Origin of the sequence: Siccirubricoccus soli, assembly GCF_024178315.1 — a bacterium.
GTDB lineage: Bacteria > Pseudomonadota > Alphaproteobacteria > Acetobacterales > Acetobacteraceae > Siccirubricoccus > Siccirubricoccus soli.
Window position 1 is genome coordinate 21,056 of sequence record NZ_JAMZIK010000168.1, and the last position, 16,012, is coordinate 37,067.

Genomic DNA, 16,012 nt, shown 5'->3' on the forward strand with positions numbered 1-16,012 from the left:
GAATCCCGAAGCTCATCAGAAGCGGGTGCCGAAGCCGAAGCGGAAGACCTGCGTCTCGTCGTAGGACTTCTTCACCACCGCCTGGGCGAGGTCGATGTTGATCAGGCCGAAGGGGCTGCGCCAGGAGATGCCGACCCCGGCGCCGACGCGCGGCGTGCTGTCGTCCCGCACCTCCGGGCCGCTGGCCGACTGGCTGAGCGCGCCGACATCGACAAAGGCGCGCCCGATGAGCCCGAGTTCCGCGGGAAGCGGCAGCGGGAAGCGCATTTCCGTGCTCTGGGTCCAGAGGAAGCGGCCGCCCAGGCTGTCGCTCGTGGTGACGTCGCGCGGCCCGGCGCCGGCGATGCGGAAGCCGCGGAGGTTCTCGCCGCCGAGGAAGAAGCGGTCGATGATCCGGTCCTTCTTGCCGAAGGCCGTGGCGAGGTAGCCGACGCTGGCCGAGATGGAGAGGACGTAGTCCGGGTCGCCCAGCATCCGCTCGAAGGGGATGAAGTAGCTGCCGTCCAGCCGGGTGCGCAGATAGGCGACGTCGCCGCCGAGGCCGGCGAAATCCGTTCCCAGCCGCAGCACGCCGCCGCGCCGCGGGTCGATCACCGAATCGCGGAAATCGTAGGTGAGGGTCTGGCCGATCTGCGAGAGCAGGGTGGAGCCGCGCTGCTCCAGGATGTAGCGGGAGGCGGTCTGCGAGATGTCGTAGACCTCCCGCTGCGTCAGCGTATAGGTCCAGGACTGCCGCAGCCGCTCGTTGAAGGCGTAGCCCGCGCGCAGCGCGAAGCCCGCCCGCCGCTCCCGGTAGCTGGCGATGTTGAGCAGGTTGCGCTGCAGGTAGAAGAGGTCGACGCCCGCCGCGAGGTTGCGGTCGAGGAAGTAGGGGTCGGTGACCGAGAGGTCGATCTGGCTGCGGCGCTGCGCCAGGGTGCCGTTGACGCGGGCATCGATGCCGGTGCCGAGCAGGTTGCGCTCCCGCAACCCGATATCCGCCAGCGCGCCGGCATCGGTGGAGTAGCCGCCGCCGAGCGAGACCTCGCCGGTCGCCCGTTCCTGCACCTGGGTGTGCAGGATCGCCCGGTCCGGCGCCGAGCCAGGCTGGGAGGTGATCTGCACGTCCTGGAAGTAGCCGAGGTCGCGCAGCCGCTGCCGGCTGCGGCGGATCTGCGCGGCGTTGAAGGCATCGCCTTCCGCCAGGCGGAATTCGCGGCGCAGCACGCGGTCCTGGGTGCGGGTGTTGCCGGCGATGTCGATGCGCTCGACATAGACCCGCGGCGCCTCGTTCACCTCGAAGGTGAGCTGCACGCTGCGGGCCGCCGCGTCGCGCTGGATGCGCGGCTGGACATCGACGAAGGGGAACCCGCGCAGGTTGGCGGCGTCCTGCAGCGTCTGCGCCGCGCGCTCCACCTGGTCGCCATCGTACCAGTCGCCGGTCTCGACCTCGAGCAGCCGGCGCAGCGGCGCCGCGTCAAGGTTGCGGATGTTGGAGGACACCTCGACCGAGCCGACGCGGTAGCGCACCCCCTCATCGATGGTGAAGGTGATGAAGAAGCCGCTGCGGTCCGGCGCCAGCTCCGCGGTGGAGTTGGTGATCTGGACGTCGGCATAGCCGTTGCGCAGGTAGTAGCGGCGCAGCAGCTCGCGGTCGAAGGCCAGCCGCTCCGGGTCGAACTGGTCGGAGGTGGAGAGGAAGCGGTACCAAGCCTGCTCCTTGGTGGAGACGACCTCCTTCAGCCGGCTGTCGCTGTAGGCGCGGTTGCCGACGAAGTTGATGCGGGCGACGAGCGCCGCATCGCCTTCCTGGATCTCATACACCACGTCGACGCGGTTCTGGTCGAGCTCGATGATCTTCGGCTCGATGGTCGCGGCGAAGCGGCCGCGGCGGGCATAGAGCTCCTGGATCCGCTGCCGGTCGGACTGCACCGCCTGAGAGGTGAAGACGGCGCGGCCGCGCATCTGCACCTCGTTGCGCAGCACGTCGTCGGAGATCTTGCGGTTCCCCTCGAAGGCCACGCGGTTGACGATGGGGTTCTCGGCGACCTCCACCAGGATGTCGTTGCCCTCCCGCCGCACCTGCACGTCGCGGAACAGGCCGGTGGCGAAGAGCGCCTTCAGGCTGCGGTCCAGCCGGTCCGGGTCGAAGGCGTCGCCCGGTTGCAGCACCATGTAGGAGCGGATGGTGTCCGCCTCGATCCGCTGGTTGCCGCGGACCTCGATGGCGCGGACGACGCCGCCCTGGGCGGGCGGCACCTGGGCCGCCCTGGGGACCGTGCGCGGGCGCGGCTGCGCATCGGCCGCGGTGGGAAGGAGCAGGCCCGACGCCAGGGTGGCGACGGCAAGCGGCAGGAGGCGTGGGATCGGAGACAAGGTGTGCCGTGGCCTTCTCGGGTTCGCGGGCGGCCGGACAATAGCCGCAACCCCCGGCCTCCCGCCACCCCGCGCCATGTGACGAAGCCCTCACGCGGCGCGGGCGGCTGCGCTCAGCCGACCAGCGCGGCCACCCACTTGCCGATGGCGCCGTGCACAATGTCGTTCCATGACGCGAACAGAAACAGTGTCACGATCAGCGCAAAGCCAGCCCGGAAGCCGTATTCCTGGGCCTTCGGGGGCAGCGGCCGGCCGCGGATCGCCTCTGCCGCATAGAAGGCCAGGTGCCCGCCATCCAGCATCGGGATGGGGAAGAGATTCAGCAGGCCGAGGCTGACCGAGAGCAGGGCCATCAGGTTCACCAGCGGCGTCAGGCCCAGCGAGGCGGCCTCGCCGGAGATCTCGGCGATGCGAATCGGGCCGCCCAGCTCCTTGGCGCTGCGCTGGCCGGTGATGATCTCGCCGAGCCCGACCAGGCTCTGCCAGGTGACGCTCGCCGTCTGCTCCGCCCCGGCGACCAGGGCGCTGCCCAGGCCCAGCCGCTCGAACCGCGTGGCGCCGCCCTGGATGCCGAGGATGCCATGGCCGGCGGGGCCGAGCTCCGGCACCGCCCGCACCACCGTCTCGGCGCCGTCGCGGGAGAGGCGCAGCTCCACCTCCTGCCCCGCCCGAGGCTGGATGTGGTGCTGGATGTCCTCGAACCGCACCACCGCCTCCCCGTCCAGCGCCAGGATGCGGTCGCCGGCGTGCAGCCCGGCGCGCTCGGCCGGGGAATCGGGGGTGACGCGGCCGATCACCGTCTGCTCCCGCGGGTCGCTGACCGGCTTGCCGATGGTGGCGAAGAGCCCGGCGAAGAGCAGGATGGCCAGCAGGAAATTCGCCACCGGCCCGGCGGCGACGATGATGGCGCGGCTGCCCACGGATTTCTCATGGAAGGTGCGGCCTGGCATCCAGGCGGCGCGCTGCTCGGGCGTCGCATCCTCAGGCGTTTCCTGGCCGTGCAGCTTCACATAGCCGCCGAGCGGGATCCAGGAGAGGCGCCATTCCGTGCCATGCCGGTCGGTCCGGCGCCAGATGGGCTGGCCGAAGCCGATGGAGAAGGCATCCACATGCACCCCCCGCCAGCGGGCGGCGAGGTAGTGGCCCAGCTCATGGATGAAGACCAGCACGCCGAGGACGATCGCGAAGGCGATCAAGGTCCGCGGCAGGGAGGGGAGCAGGTTCCAATAGGCGCCGATGAGCTCCAAGGCGGTCATCCTTTCCAGGGCCATGTCCGGGGCGGCGCGGTGCCCGCCCGGCCATGGCCGTAATCATGATGGCCTGCCGATTCCTTATCCTGCCGGCAGGTCTCCCGGCGAGGGCAGGCAGCGGCACGCCTTCGCCAGAGATGGGGCGGAGGCGCCGCCGTTTCAGGCGGCGCTGCGCTGCGCCGCGATGCGGGCGGCCGCCGCCCGCGCCTCGGCATCCAGCGCCAGCACCGCATCGAGGCCCGAGGCGGCGACGGGGCCGAGCTCGGCCAGTGTCTCCTCCACCACCGCCGCGATGTCGAGGAAGCCGAGGCGGCGGTCGAGGAAGAGGGCGACCGCCACCTCATTCGCCGCGTTCAGCACCGCCGGCACGCCGCCGCCAGCCCGCAGCGCGTCCCGGCAGAGGCGGAGCGCCGGGAAGCGCACCGGATCGGGCGCGCTGAATTCCAGCCGCCCGAGGGCAGCGAGGTCGAGCCGCGGCAGGTCCACCGGCATGCGGCGCGGCCAGGCCAAGCAATGGGCGATCGGCGTCCGCATGTCCGGCGTGCCGAGCTGGGCGAGGACGGAACCGTCCGCGTACTGCACCAGCCCATGCACCGTGGATTGCGGGTGGATCAGCACCTCGATCCGGGCTTCCGGCACGGGGAACAGGCGGGCGGCCTCGATCAGCTCCAGCCCCTTGTTGAACATGGTGGCGGAATCGACGCTGATCTTGGCGCCCATGGACCAGACCGGGTGGCGCACCGCCTGCTCCGGCGTCGCCGCCCGCATGGCGGCGAGGTCCGCGGTGCGGAAGGGCCCGCCCGAGGCGGTCAGCACGATCTTCTCGATGGCCGCCGGGTCGCGGGCATCGAGCGCCTGGAAAATGGCGTTGTGTTCGGAATCGACGGGCAGCAGGGTCGCGCCGGAACGGGCGGCGGCGGCCAGCACGATCTCCCCGGCGCAGACCAGGCTCTCCTTGTTGGCAATGGCCAGCGTCCCGCCCCGCGCCAGGGCGGCGAGGGAGGAGCGCAGCCCGGCGGCGCCGACGATGGCCGCCATGGTCCAGTCGGCGGGCCGGGCGGCGGCTTCCACCACCGCCTCCGGGCCGGCGGCGGTCTCGATGCCGGTGCCGGCCAGGGCCTCCCGCAGGGCGGAGAGGCCGGCGGGGTCGGCCACCACGGCAAGGCGCGGGCGGAAGGCGCGGGCCTGGGCGGCGAGCGCCTGGACGTCCCGCCCCGCCACCAGCGCCTCGATGGCGAATTCCCCCGGAGGGGCGGCCTCGACCAGGGCCAGGGTGGAGCGGCCGACGGAGCCGGTGCTGCCGAGAACGGTAAGACGGCGGGTCATGTCCAGAGCGATTCCCCGGGGCCGAGCAGCACGCCTAGCAACGCCGCCGCCGGCGCCGCCGAAAGCACCCCGTCCAGCCTGTCGAGAAGTCCGCCATGGCCGGGAATGAGGGCGGAAGTGTCCTTCACGTGGAAGCGCCGCTTGATCCAGCTTTCAAACAGATCGCCCGCCTGCGCCAGCAGGCCGAGCACCGCCGCCACCAGCGCCACCCGGAGAACGGGCGGGGCCAGGGCGGTGGGTTCCATGACATACGCCGCCGCGAGGCCGACCGCCATGGCTGAGACGAGCCCCCCCGCCGCCCCGGACCAGGTCTTGTTGGGGGAGATGGCCACGGCGAGCTTCGGCCCGCCGAAGCGCCGCCCGGCGAGGTAGGCGCCGATATCGCTGGCCCAGACCACGAAAAACAGGAAAAGCACGTTGCGCAGCCCGGCCGCAGCATCGCCCCGGAGGTGAATGAGGGCGAGGCCCGCCAGGCCGATATAGAGCACGCCGAAGGCCAGCCAGAAGGCGGATTGCGCCCGTGCCGCCGCCGGCGCCCCGGCCCCTGCCCTCGCCCGCTGTCCGGCCCAGAGCGCCAGGAAGCCCGCCGGCAGCAGGGCGAGCCCCGCGCCCCAGGCGCCCCCCACCGCCAGCACCCCGGCGGCCAGCACCAGCAGCGGCACCGCCATGCCCGGCAGGCGGCGGGTGGAGAAGCCGCAGAGCCGCACCCACTCCCAGGCCATCAGCGTGGCGGCGGCGGCCATCAGCGCCGTCCAGGCCTCCGCCCCCAGCCAGATGCAGAGGATGGCGGCCGGCAGCAGCAGCGCCGCCGAGAGGACGCGCTTGCGCAGATCCGGCCAGCGGGAGGCTGGGCGGCTGGCGGGCGGCGGCAGCGGATCCCCCGGCGGCACCGGGGCGGTGGCAGGGCTAGCCGGTCCGGGCACCGTAACGCCGTTCCCGCCGGCCGAAGTCGCGGATCGCCGCGGCCAGGTGCTCCGCCCCGAAATCCGGCCAGAGCACGTCCTGGAAGACGAACTCCGCATAGGCCGCCTGCCAGAGCAGGAAGTTCGAAAGCCGCTGCTCCCCCGAGGTGCGGATGATCAGGTCGGGGTCGGGCATGCCCTCGGTGTAGAGGTGACGGGCGAAACCGGCCTCGTCCAGGGTGGCGGGGTCCAGCCGCCCCTCCTGCGCCGCCTGCGCCACCGCCTTGGCGGCGGCCAGGATCTCCGACCGCCCGCCATAGGAGAGGGCGACGGTCAGGTTCAGCCGCGTGCCGCCGGCGGTGGCCGCCTCGGCCCGGGCGATCTCCCGCATCGTCTCCTCGCCGAAGCGGGCGCGGTCGCCGATGACATGCAGCCGCACCCCCTCCTTCACCAGGTTCGCCACTTCGGAGCGGAGATAGAGGCGCAGCAGGCCGGTCAGCGCCACCACCTCCTCCACCGGGCGCAGCCAATTCTCGGAGGAGAAGGCGAAGAGGGTGAGCCATTCCACCCCCTCCTTCACGCAGGCCTCGGTGGTGCGGCGCGCCGCCTCCGCCCCCGCCTTGTGGCCGAGCGGGACGGGCAGGCCGCGCGCCTCCGCCCATCGGCGGTTGCCGTCCATGATGATGGCGACATGGCGCGGCACGCAGCCATTGCGGCCCGCGGCCGGCCCGGGTTGCGTCAGTTCGAGCTTGGGGGCGCCGGACACCGGGTTCAGACCTGCCGGATGTCCTTTTCCTTCTCGGCCAGCATCTGATCGACCAGCTTGATGTAGTGGTCGGTCAGCTTCTGGACCTCGTCGGACCAGTCCTTCGCCTCATCCTGGCTGATCGGGGCCTTCTTGTCCTTCTCGGCGGCTTTCACCTGCTCCATGCCGTCGCGGCGGACGCCGCGGATGGCGACCTTGCTGCCCTCGGCGTATTTGGAGGCCATCTTCGCCAGCTCGTTCCGGCGCTCGGTGGTCAGCGGCGGCAGGGGGACGCGGATCACCTGGCCTTCCGCCTGCGGGTTCAGGCCGAGCCCCGCATCACGGATGGCGATCTCCACCGCCTTCGCCACCGCCCGGTCCCAGACCTGGACGGAGAGCAGGCCGGGGCCGGCGACGGAGATGTTCGCCACCTGGTTCAGCGGCTGCTCCGTGCCATAGGCCTCGACGCGGATCGGCTCCAGCAAGGCGGGGCTGGCACGCCCGGTGCGCAGCCCGGCGAATTCCTTCCTCAGCGTCTCCAGCGCGCCGTCCATGCGGCGCGTCAGGTCCTGCTTCAGGCTTTTCAGGTCGGCCGGCATGGCCCTTCTTCCCCTGTTCTATGGCACCGCCCGACCCAGCCACCCCGCCCCACGGGGGCCGGGCCGGATGCGGCGGCCTGGTCCATCCCCGGCGCCGTGGCCTACTGGCTCTCCACCACGGTGGTGAAGCGCCCCTCGCCCTGCATCACCGCGGTAAAGGCGCCTGGCTCGTGGATGTTGAAGACGATGATCGGCAGCTTGTTCTCCCGCGCCAAGCTGATGGCCGCGGCATCCATCACCGCCAGGTCGCGCGAGAGCATATCCAGATAGGTCAGCGTCACGTAGCGCTCGGCCTGCGGGTTCTTGCGCGGGTCGGCGGCATAGACGCCATCCACCTGGGTGCCCTTCAGCAGGGCGTCGCAGCCCATCTCCGCGGCGCGAAGGGCGGCGGCGGTGTCGGTGGTGAAGAAGGGGTTGCCCGTGCCGGCGGCGAAGATCACCACCCTGCCCTTCTCCATGTGCCGGATCGCCCGGCGGCGGATATAGGGCTCGCAGAGCGAGGCCATGGGGATCGCGCTCTGCACGCGGGTGGGCAGCCCGGCCTTCTCCAGGGCGGACTGCATGCCGAGCGCGTTCATCACGGTGGCCAGCATGCCCATGTAATCGGCCTGGGCACGCTCCATGCCGGCGGCGGCGCCAGCGATGCCGCGGAAGATGTTCCCGCCGCCGATCACCATGCAGACCTGCACGCCGAGCTCGGTCACGCCCTTCACATCCTCCGCGATGCGGCGGCAGGTGGCGGTGTCGAGGCCGTAATCGCGATCGCCCATCAGTGCCTCACCGGACACCTTGAGCATGACACGCTGGTATCGAGGTGATTGGCTCATTATGCGACCGTGACGGGGGCGGGGAACCATAGTTTCCACCCCCAGGTGCCGCAAGCAGGCTGCGGTCACAAGGGGGTGGCGAACCAGACAGGCAAGGGCGACCGGCCGCTTCTGCCGCCGGTCGATGGCAAGGATCCGGCCGCATCATGGCACGGCCGGGGCAGCGTGGCGCCCCCGGCGCGTCCCGGCCAGGGCCAGGGCGCCTCGGGGCACCCCTCGGGCAGGCGCCCGGCGGGGCGCCCGGCCGCGTGGCCTCAGGCCTTCGGCCCGCCGAGCCCCGCCGTGGCGGCCACCTCGGAGGCGAAGTCCGGGCCCACCGGCTTCTCGATGCCCTCGCCGAGCTGGAAGCGGGCGAAGCCGGTCAGGTTGCCGCCGGCCTTCTTGACGATGGCCTTCACCCGGCTCTCGCCGTCATGCACCCAGACCTGCTCCAGCAGCACCACTTCCTCGTAGTACTTGCGGATCCGGCCCTCGACCATCTTCTCGATGATGGCTTCCGGCTTGCCGGAGGCGCGGGCCTGCTCGGAGAGCACGGCCTTCTCCCGCTCCAGCGCCGAGGGGTCGACCGCGGAGACATCGAGCGCCTCCGGCCGGGCGGCCGCCACATGCATGCCGATCTGCCGGCCGAGCTGCTCCAGCGCCTCGATCTCCGATTTGCCCTCGAGCGCGACCAGCACGCCGATCTTGCCGAGGCCGGGGCGGATGGCGTTGTGGGTGTAGGTCGCCACCACGCCCTCGTTCACCTCCAGCCGCTTGGCGCGGCGGATGGTCATGTTCTCGCCGATGGTGGCGATGAGGCGGGTCAGCTCCTCGGCCACGCTGTGGCCGGTGCCGGGATAGGTCGCCGCCTTCAGCTTCTCCACATCGTCCCCGACGGAGAGCACGAGGCCCGCCACTTCCGCGACGAAATTCTGGAACTGGTCGTTGCGCGCGACGAAGTCGGTCTCGGCATTCACCTCGACCATGCCGGCGACGTTGGGGCCGGAGGCGACGCCCACCAGCCCTTCCGCGGCAACGCGGCCGGACTTCTTGGCGGCGGCCGAGAGGCCCTTCTTGCGCAGCCAGTCGATCGCGGCCTCCATGTCGCCGCCCGACTCCACCAGCGCCTTCTTGCAGTCCATCATGCCGGCGCCGGTCTTGTCGCGCAGGTCGCGGACCAATGCGGCGGTGATCTCGGCCATCGGTTGTCTCCCGTCTCGCCTAATGCGGTGCGGCCCGCGCGCCCCAGGGCCGCGGGCCTCGTCTCTCCGGAACATGGCGGGCGAGCCCCGCCCGCCTACTATGCCCCCAACCCTTCATCCGGTCGCGTGTTTCCCGCCCTCGGCAGAGGCCGCCCCGGGCGATCACACGCCTGCAGCGGCGCCGCGGCGCGGCGCCGGTGGCTCAGACCTTGCCGGCCTGGTTGCCGTCATCCTGGCTGGCCTGGACCAGCGTCTCCAGGCTCTCGGTGTCGAGGCCGGAGGTCGGGCTGGACTGCGCCTCCTCCAGCACCGGCTCGTCCAGCAGCTCATCCGTCGGCAGGTCCGCCGCGGCGCCGAGATCGACGCCGGAGGCCTGCAGCTCGGCCGAGATGCCGTCGAACACCGCGCCGGCGATCATGTCGCAGTAGAGGTGGATGGCGCGGATCGCGTCGTCATTGCCGGGGATCGGGAAGGCGACGCCCTGCGGATCCGCATTGCTGTCCACCACCGCGACGACCGGGATGCCGAGCTTGTTGGCCTCCTCGATCGCCAGCTTCTCCTTCACCACGTCGATGACGAAGATGATGTCGGGCAGCCCGCCCATCTCCTTGATGCCGCCGAGGGCGCGGTCGAGCTTCTCCTTCTCGCGCGTCAGCATCAGGATCTCCTTCTTGGTGAGACCCTGGATGTTGCCGCCGAGCTGCTCCTCCATCTGCTTCAGGCGCTTGATGGAGCCGGTGATGGTCTTCCAGTTCGTCAGCATGCCGCCGAGCCAGCGGTGGTTGACGTAGTACTGGCCGCAGCGGGTCGCCGCCTCCGCCACGTAGTCGGCCGCCGCCTTCTTGGTGCCGACGAAGAGCACGCGGCCGCCCGCCGCGACCACGTCCCGCACCGCGCGCAGCGCGCGCTCCATCAGGGGGACGGTCTGCTGCAGGTCGAGGATATGGACCTGGTTGCGGACGCCGAAGATGTAGGGCGCCATGCGCGGGTTCCAGCGCCGCGTATGGTGGCCGAAATGCACGCCGGCCTCGAGGAGCTGGCGCAGGGAAACCTGGGGCATCGCCATCGGCGATCTTCCTTTCGTAAACAGTCCGGTTGAGCCTCCGCGGCGCTCGCCCGGGAGGTCCCGGGACCGGACCCTGCCGCCCCAGGCCAGGACGTGCCTGGCCGGAGCGTGGAAGGGCGCGCCGCGTGCGGATTTGCCGCCGCGAAGCAACTCCGCGCCGGCCGGCGCCATATGGCATGCGGGACGGGTCGGGGCAAGCCGTCGCGCCGGGCGCGCCCTGGCGGGAGCTTCCTCAACCCTTCGTCTCTGACGTTGGGACGAAGCCACAAATTCATGTCCATTTCCCGGCGCCAATCCTAGGGTGCCGGCCTCGCGACCGGACCTGCACAACCATGGCGATGCCCACAAGCCTCAGCGCCACCCACCAGGATGAGCTGGACGGCCTGCTCTACGGCCGGGTGTGGAGCGGGGATCTCAGCTTCGGCTTCCCCGATTCGATCGCCGATTACGAGCCGGACTATGCCGGCGCGGAGCCGCACGACGGCTTCGCCCCGGTCTCCGCCGCCACTCAGGCGGTGGTCCGCGCCGCCCTGCTCGGCACCCCCGGCACCGCCACGCGGGTGCTGCAGGGGCTTGGCGTCGCGCAGCTCACCGCCCTGCCGATCGCCGAGGCCGGGACGGAGCCGGCCGATCTGCGGGTGGCCCAGTCCAATGCCCCGACCACCTCCTACGGCTATTATCCGGGCCCCGGCACTGGCGGCGATGTCTGGTTCGGCACGGTCTATGACTACCGCAACCCTCTCCTCGGCAACTACGCCTACCTCACCACCCTGCACGAGCTCGGCCATGCCCTCGGCCTGAAGCATGCGCAGGAGACGGGCGGGGTCGCGAACCTGGCCGTGCCGGCGGACCGTGATGGCCTCGAATTCACCGTTATGTCCTACCGTTCCTATATCGGCGGCCCGGCCAGCTACAGTTTCGGCCCCTGGGACGCGCCGCAGAGCTACATGATGCTCGACATCGCCGCGCTGCAGGCGATGTATGGCGCCAACTACGCCACCCGTGCCGGCGACGACACCTATCGCTGGAGCCCCGCCACCGGCGAGATGTTCATCGACGGCATCGGCCAGGGCATGCCCGGGGGCAACCGCATCTTCCTCACCCTCTGGGATGGCGGCGGGCACGATACCTTCGACCTGTCGAATTATGGCAACGGCGTCCAGGTCAGCCTCGCCGCCGGCGGCTGGTCGGTGCTGGACCCGGCGCAACTGGCCCGGCTCGGCGAGGCCCAGCTGGCCGCCGGCAATGTCTTCAACGCCATGCTGCACCAGGGCGACACCAGATCCCTGATCGAGGACGTGATCGGTGGCGCCGGCAACGACACGATCGGCGGCAACGAGCTGGGCAACCGTCTTTGGGGCGGCGAGGGCAATGACAGCCTCTCCGGGCTCGCCGGCAGCGACACGCTGGAGGGCGGCGCGGGCGCGGACACGCTGGATGGCGGCGCCGGCAACGACACGCTGGATGGCGGTGCGGGTCCGGACCTGCTGCTGGGCGGCCCGGGCGACGATCTCTACCTCGTCACCGCTGCCGAGGATCTGGTCACCGAGGCCGCGAATGGCGGCAGCGACACCATCCAATCGGGCGCCAGCTTCACCCTGCCCGATCATGTGGAGGCGCTGACCCTCACCGGCACCGGCGACCTGTCGGGCATCGGCAATGCCCTGGGCAACCGCATCGCCGGCAATGCCGGCAACGACCTGCTGGATGGCGGTGGCGGCAACGACACCCTGGCGGGCGGCGCCGGGGACGACACCTATGTCGTGGACAGCAGCGGCGACAGGCTGGTGGAGCGCAGCGATGCCGGCACCGATCTGGTGCGGTCGGCGGTGAGCTGGACCCTCGGCGCGAATTTCGAGAATCTGGTCCTGACCGGCAGCGCCGGGCTGCTGGGCGCGGGCAATGCGCAGGACAACGTCATCATCGGCAATGCCGGCGGCAACCTGCTGCTGGGTGGCGAGGGCAGTGACACGCTGCTGGGCGGCGACGGGTTGGATACCCTGGCTGGCGGCGCCGGGCAGGACGCCTTCCGCTTCGCCGCCGCCGATGCGGGCGCGGATCTCATCCTGGATTTCAACACGGCGGAGGACCGCTTCGAATTCTCCGTCGCGGGCTTCGCCGGGCTGGCGGCGGGGATGAGCCTCGCGGGCAGGCTGGTGATCGCGGCGGGTGCCGCGGCTTCCGGCGCGCTGGGGCAGATCCTGTTCGATACCGCTTCCGCCACCCTCTCCTGGGACGCGGATGGTGGCGGCAACGGCGCGGCGGTGCTGCTGGCGACGCTGTACGCGCCGCTGGGCGCGGTGAGCACGGCGGATTTCGTGGTCATCGCCTGACTGTCATTGCCAGGGAGATCGTCGCCGTTGGGTGCCAGCCCTGCCGCTGGCCGCAGGGCCGGCGCCAGACGCAACAGATCCTCCGCCCGCCGCAGCTTGGCACCCAGACCAGTGCCGCGAACGCCCGTCGCCACCAGAGCCGCTGCCCGCGGCACCATGCTGGACCAATCCCCGCCGCGCCAAGCCGCAACACGCATCCCAACCGGGGAATCATGCCCGGCTGCGTGGATCCGCGCGCATGTGGCGGCGCCCCTCCCTACCCCGCATTCCCCATCAAGGCCGCCTTCAGCTCCGCCCGCGTCGTCAGCCAGCCGAAGAAGGCCGTCACGTTGAACTCGGTGGCCGCCTGCTGCGCCGGGCCGCCGGCGGGTCCGGTGGCGTCCGTCACCATCACCGGGAAGAATTCCCGATGGTAGGCGTCGCGCAGCGTGCTCTCCACGCAGACATTCGTCGCCACGCCGCAGAGCAGCAGGTTGCGGATGCGCTTCGCGTGCAGGATCTGCTCCAGGTTGGTGCCGGCGAAGCCGGAATAGCGCGACTTCGCGACGACGATGTCGCCCGGCTCCGGCGCCACCTCCGGCACGATCTCATGATCCCAGCTGCCATGGGTGATGAGCTTGCCGGCATAGGCCTCGTTTGCGCGCATGAATTGCAGCGCGTTCGACTTGTGCCAGACCGGCGCGCCCGGCCCGCCCGCCTCCCGCAGATCCGGCGAGAAGCCGTTCTGCAGATAGATGATGGGAATGCCCGCCGCGCGGCAATCGGCGATCAGCCGTGCCGTCTCCTCGATCACTGGCCCGCTGCCGGAAACGTCGAAGCCGCAGAGGTCGAGATAGCCGCCCTTCGAGAGATAGGCATTCTGCATGTCCACCACGATCAGCGCCGTCTCCTCCGGCACCGCGGTCAGGGGCTGGGGGCGGGCGGGGATGGTGACGCTGCGGGGCATGGCGGTCTCCTGAACCGAGAGGCCAGCGGCCAAGCATGCTCCATGCCAAGGACGGCGTCGGCTGCGACAGGGCGTGCAAGGCCCTCGGGACGCCATGCCAGCGGTCCCGTGCCGTCCAGCCAGACAAGCCGTGAAGTCCCGGATGAATGCCGGGTCCTGCAGAAGCCGGCCGGCATGAGCGCTCGAACCGCTCGGCGGCGGTCAGGGCGGCGACAGCGCCGGCGAGCGGTGCCGGTCCGCGACATGGATGAGATCGCAGGCGACCGACGCATTGCCTTTCGCATCCGGCACCACGGCGATGCCGCTGTGGCGCACCGCGACCGTCTTCGGGCAAAGGGCCGCCACGGCCGGGGAGGAGCAGCAGGCCGCGGCGGTTCAGGGCCGTCCCCCGACCACGGCGGGCGGCACCAGGGCGGCGGCGAGGCCGAATTCCCGCTCGATCCGGTCGGCGCCTTCCAGCGCCTCGGCGCTGCCGGCGAAGGGTGGGGTGCGGATATGGGTCCAGATCCCGCCGCTGGCATCCGGCACGGGCAGCATCTGCACCGGCAGGCCGCGCTGGGCGAGCCGGGCGGCGAAGGCCTCCGCCTGCTCGGGCACCAGGAAATAGCCGAGATCGAGGGCGTAGCCGCCGGGCAGGGTGACGCCGGGGCGGGCGGCGGCCGGATCGCTACCGGGCGCAGCGCCGGTGGAGGCGGGCGGCGGGGCGAGGCCGGGCGCGGCAGCGGCGGGCATGGCCAGCGCCGAGGGCGTGCCGGCCAGCAGCCCGGCAAGGAACACGCCGGCCTCCGCCCGCGGCGCCGGCCGCTGGCCGAGCGCGGCCTCCAGCGTCGTCATGGCATCGGGCGAGCGCAGCCGGGCTTCCAGCGGCGGGCATTCCGCCTGGGCACGCACCAGGCACGTCGGAGAGGGCGCCGGGGGCGCACGCCGCAGCGCCAGGCTGGCGCCGAACCAGCCGGCGACACCGGTGCTCAGCGCGAGGAGAAGGGGGAGCCGCAGCAGGCGGCGCTGTGGCAGCAGGGGTTCAGCGGTCATGGCCGTCACCTCGGGCTGCGGGGTGAGCGGCGGGGGGTGTGGGAGCGCATCGGTTACCGGACATCCTGTCTCGACAGCCATGGCTGGCGCGCCGGCCCGCATGGCGCGGCGCATCGGGCGCATTCATTCCATCGCTGCCTCACCTGCGGGTTAATGCCGCACCCGCTTGTGGCCGGGCTGCGTCCCCCCTATCCCGCCGCCATGCTCGCACCCGCCCCGCCGCCGCGCCCGCCCCGCTATGCCGAGGCGCTGGTCTTCCTCGCCGGGCGGGAGAGGGTGCGCCTGGCGGAGCTGGCCCGCGGGCTGGGCATCGGGCCGGAGGTGGCGGATGTCTTCCTCTCCTGCCTGCTGGCGGAGGGGCGGATCGGCCCACGCGGGCTGGATGGCTGGTGGCCGGTGCGGGAGGCAGCGGCGGAGATGCCAGCCCGGCCGGAGGCGGCGCCGGCGCCGGGCGCGCTGGCCCGGCTGGAGGCGGCGCTGCGGCAGCTGGAGGCGGTGGCGATGGCGGTCGGCATCCGGGCACGGGCGGCGGAGGCGCGGGCGGCGCTGGCGGAGCGCAGGCTGGCAGCGCTTCAGCGCCAGGCGCGCGCGGCGCCGGAGGGGGAGGCCCGCTTCCAGGCGCTGAAGCGTCTGCTGGCGCGGGAGCTGCACCCGGACCAGCCGGCCGCGCCGGAGGAGCAGCGCTGGCGGGAGGCGCTGTTCAAGCGGCTCTGGCCGCGGCTGGAGGTGCTGGAACGCGGTGGCGGGAAGTGAGGCCGGATCCGGTGGGGATACGCTCGCCTCCGGGGCGCCTGACGCCGCCGGACGGCGGCACCCGCGCCGGAGATCCTGCCCTTCGCATCCGCATGCCTGACGCTGTCAGGCGCGTCCCGGGCCGAGCGAGGACGAGCAGCGCAGCGTACCGTCGCCGCCGGCCAGCGAGATGGTGCCGCCACTGGCAAGCGGCAGCTTCGTCCGTCAGGCATGTCGCGTGGCGGAGATGCGGCCGGTCGGCGAAGGCGATCGCCTGCTGCCGGACGCATGGAGGTCCGGCCGAACTGTGGCAGGCGCGGCCGAGGGCCATACTACCGCTGCCGGCAGGCCCGCCGCCCCGCCCTCGCGGCGGGCGCGCGGCGTCTAGAGCGTTTTCGGTTTACATGCGTTCACCGAAAACGCTCTACGCTTTTGTTTGCAGAGCAGATTCACGCCTTCGGGCGATGCCGCCCTACGGCGATCTGCTCTAGAGCAGATCGCGTTCAGATGGAATCATCTGAACGCGTGAAGATGCTCGCAAAACAACGGCCTGGAGCATGCTGCGTGAGCGCAAGCGAACGCAGCATGCTCTAGTAAAGCTGCGTCCGCAGCCGCTCCTGGTACTCGGCCTCGTATTGCTGCGGGTCGATGGCCGCGCCCGCGGTATGCGCCGCGATCAGCTCGCCATTGGTCGGCACACCCTGCGGCCGTCGCCGCT

Annotated in this window: 13 protein-coding genes; 2 read left to right on the top strand and 11 right to left on the bottom strand. The window is 71.6% G+C overall.

Annotated elements, in window-relative coordinates:
• Positions 1 to 15: 15 nt before the first annotated feature.
• The 9 genes from bamA to rpsB form a co-directional block, all read right to left on the bottom strand.
• The gene (bamA, locus tag NJ376_RS23360) at positions 16 to 2,238 is read right to left on the bottom strand and encodes an outer membrane protein assembly factor BamA (RefSeq protein WP_252955692.1); all 2,223 of its coding nucleotides are present in this window, start codon (positions 2,236 to 2,238) and stop codon (positions 16 to 18) included.
• A 230-nt stretch (positions 2,239 to 2,468) separates the two neighbouring features.
• Positions 2,469 to 3,611, bottom strand: coding sequence for an RIP metalloprotease RseP (rseP, locus tag NJ376_RS23365; RefSeq protein ID WP_252955693.1), 1,143 nt, complete (start codon positions 3,609 to 3,611; stop codon positions 2,469 to 2,471).
• 153 nt (positions 3,612 to 3,764) lie between these two features.
• The gene (dxr, locus tag NJ376_RS23370) at positions 3,765 to 4,931 is read right to left on the bottom strand and encodes a 1-deoxy-D-xylulose-5-phosphate reductoisomerase (RefSeq protein ID WP_252955694.1); all 1,167 of its coding nucleotides are present in this window, start codon (positions 4,929 to 4,931) and stop codon (positions 3,765 to 3,767) included.
• Positions 4,928 to 5,854 (bottom strand): phosphatidate cytidylyltransferase, encoded by a 927-nt coding sequence (locus tag NJ376_RS23375; protein ID WP_252955695.1) that lies wholly within the window; start codon positions 5,852 to 5,854, stop codon positions 4,928 to 4,930. Before NJ376_RS23375 ends, dxr begins: the two co-directional genes overlap by 4 nt.
• The gene (gene uppS / locus NJ376_RS23380) at positions 5,838 to 6,599 is read right to left on the bottom strand and encodes a polyprenyl diphosphate synthase (RefSeq protein WP_456309793.1); all 762 of its coding nucleotides are present in this window, start codon (positions 6,597 to 6,599) and stop codon (positions 5,838 to 5,840) included. Before uppS ends, NJ376_RS23375 begins: the two co-directional genes overlap by 17 nt.
• Before the next feature lie 5 nt (positions 6,600 to 6,604).
• A complete protein-coding gene (frr, locus tag NJ376_RS23385) occupies positions 6,605 to 7,177 on the bottom strand; it encodes a ribosome recycling factor (RefSeq protein ID WP_252955696.1) in 573 nt (190 codons plus the stop codon).
• A gap of 101 nt (positions 7,178 to 7,278) precedes the next feature.
• A complete protein-coding gene (gene pyrH, locus NJ376_RS23390) occupies positions 7,279 to 8,004 on the bottom strand; it encodes a UMP kinase (RefSeq protein ID WP_252955697.1) in 726 nt (241 codons plus the stop codon).
• A 254-nt stretch (positions 8,005 to 8,258) separates the two neighbouring features.
• Complete coding sequence (gene tsf, locus NJ376_RS23395; protein ID WP_252955698.1) at positions 8,259 to 9,185, bottom strand: translation elongation factor Ts; 927 nt, start codon at positions 9,183 to 9,185, stop codon at positions 8,259 to 8,261.
• A 202-nt stretch (positions 9,186 to 9,387) separates the two neighbouring features.
• Entirely contained in the window at positions 9,388 to 10,251 is an 864-nt protein-coding gene (rpsB, locus tag NJ376_RS23400; protein WP_252955699.1) for a 30S ribosomal protein S2, read from the bottom strand.
• Positions 10,252 to 10,583: 332 nt separating this feature from the next.
• Here rpsB and NJ376_RS23405 point away from each other — a divergent pair, with 332 nt between their 5' ends.
• The gene (locus NJ376_RS23405) at positions 10,584 to 12,584 is read left to right on the top strand and encodes a M10 family metallopeptidase (RefSeq protein ID WP_252955700.1); all 2,001 of its coding nucleotides are present in this window, start codon (positions 10,584 to 10,586) and stop codon (positions 12,582 to 12,584) included.
• A gap of 256 nt (positions 12,585 to 12,840) precedes the next feature.
• Here the strand turns inward: NJ376_RS23405 and NJ376_RS23410 are convergent, their stop codons facing one another.
• Positions 12,841 to 13,530 carry a cysteine hydrolase family protein gene (locus NJ376_RS23410; protein WP_252955701.1) on the bottom strand — a complete coding sequence of 230 codons (690 nt, stop codon included), beginning with the start codon at positions 13,528 to 13,530 and terminating at the stop codon, positions 12,841 to 12,843.
• A gap of 375 nt (positions 13,531 to 13,905) precedes the next feature.
• The gene (locus tag NJ376_RS23415; protein ID WP_252955702.1) at positions 13,906 to 14,562 is read right to left on the bottom strand and encodes an SPOR domain-containing protein; all 657 of its coding nucleotides are present in this window, start codon (positions 14,560 to 14,562) and stop codon (positions 13,906 to 13,908) included.
• Between the two features lie 153 nt (positions 14,563 to 14,715).
• On the opposite strand from NJ376_RS23415, the gene NJ376_RS23420 reads away from it, so the two are divergent.
• Entirely contained in the window at positions 14,716 to 15,315 is a 600-nt protein-coding gene (locus tag NJ376_RS23420) for a hypothetical protein (RefSeq protein WP_252955703.1), read from the top strand.
• Positions 15,316 to 16,012: the final 697 nt, after the last annotated feature.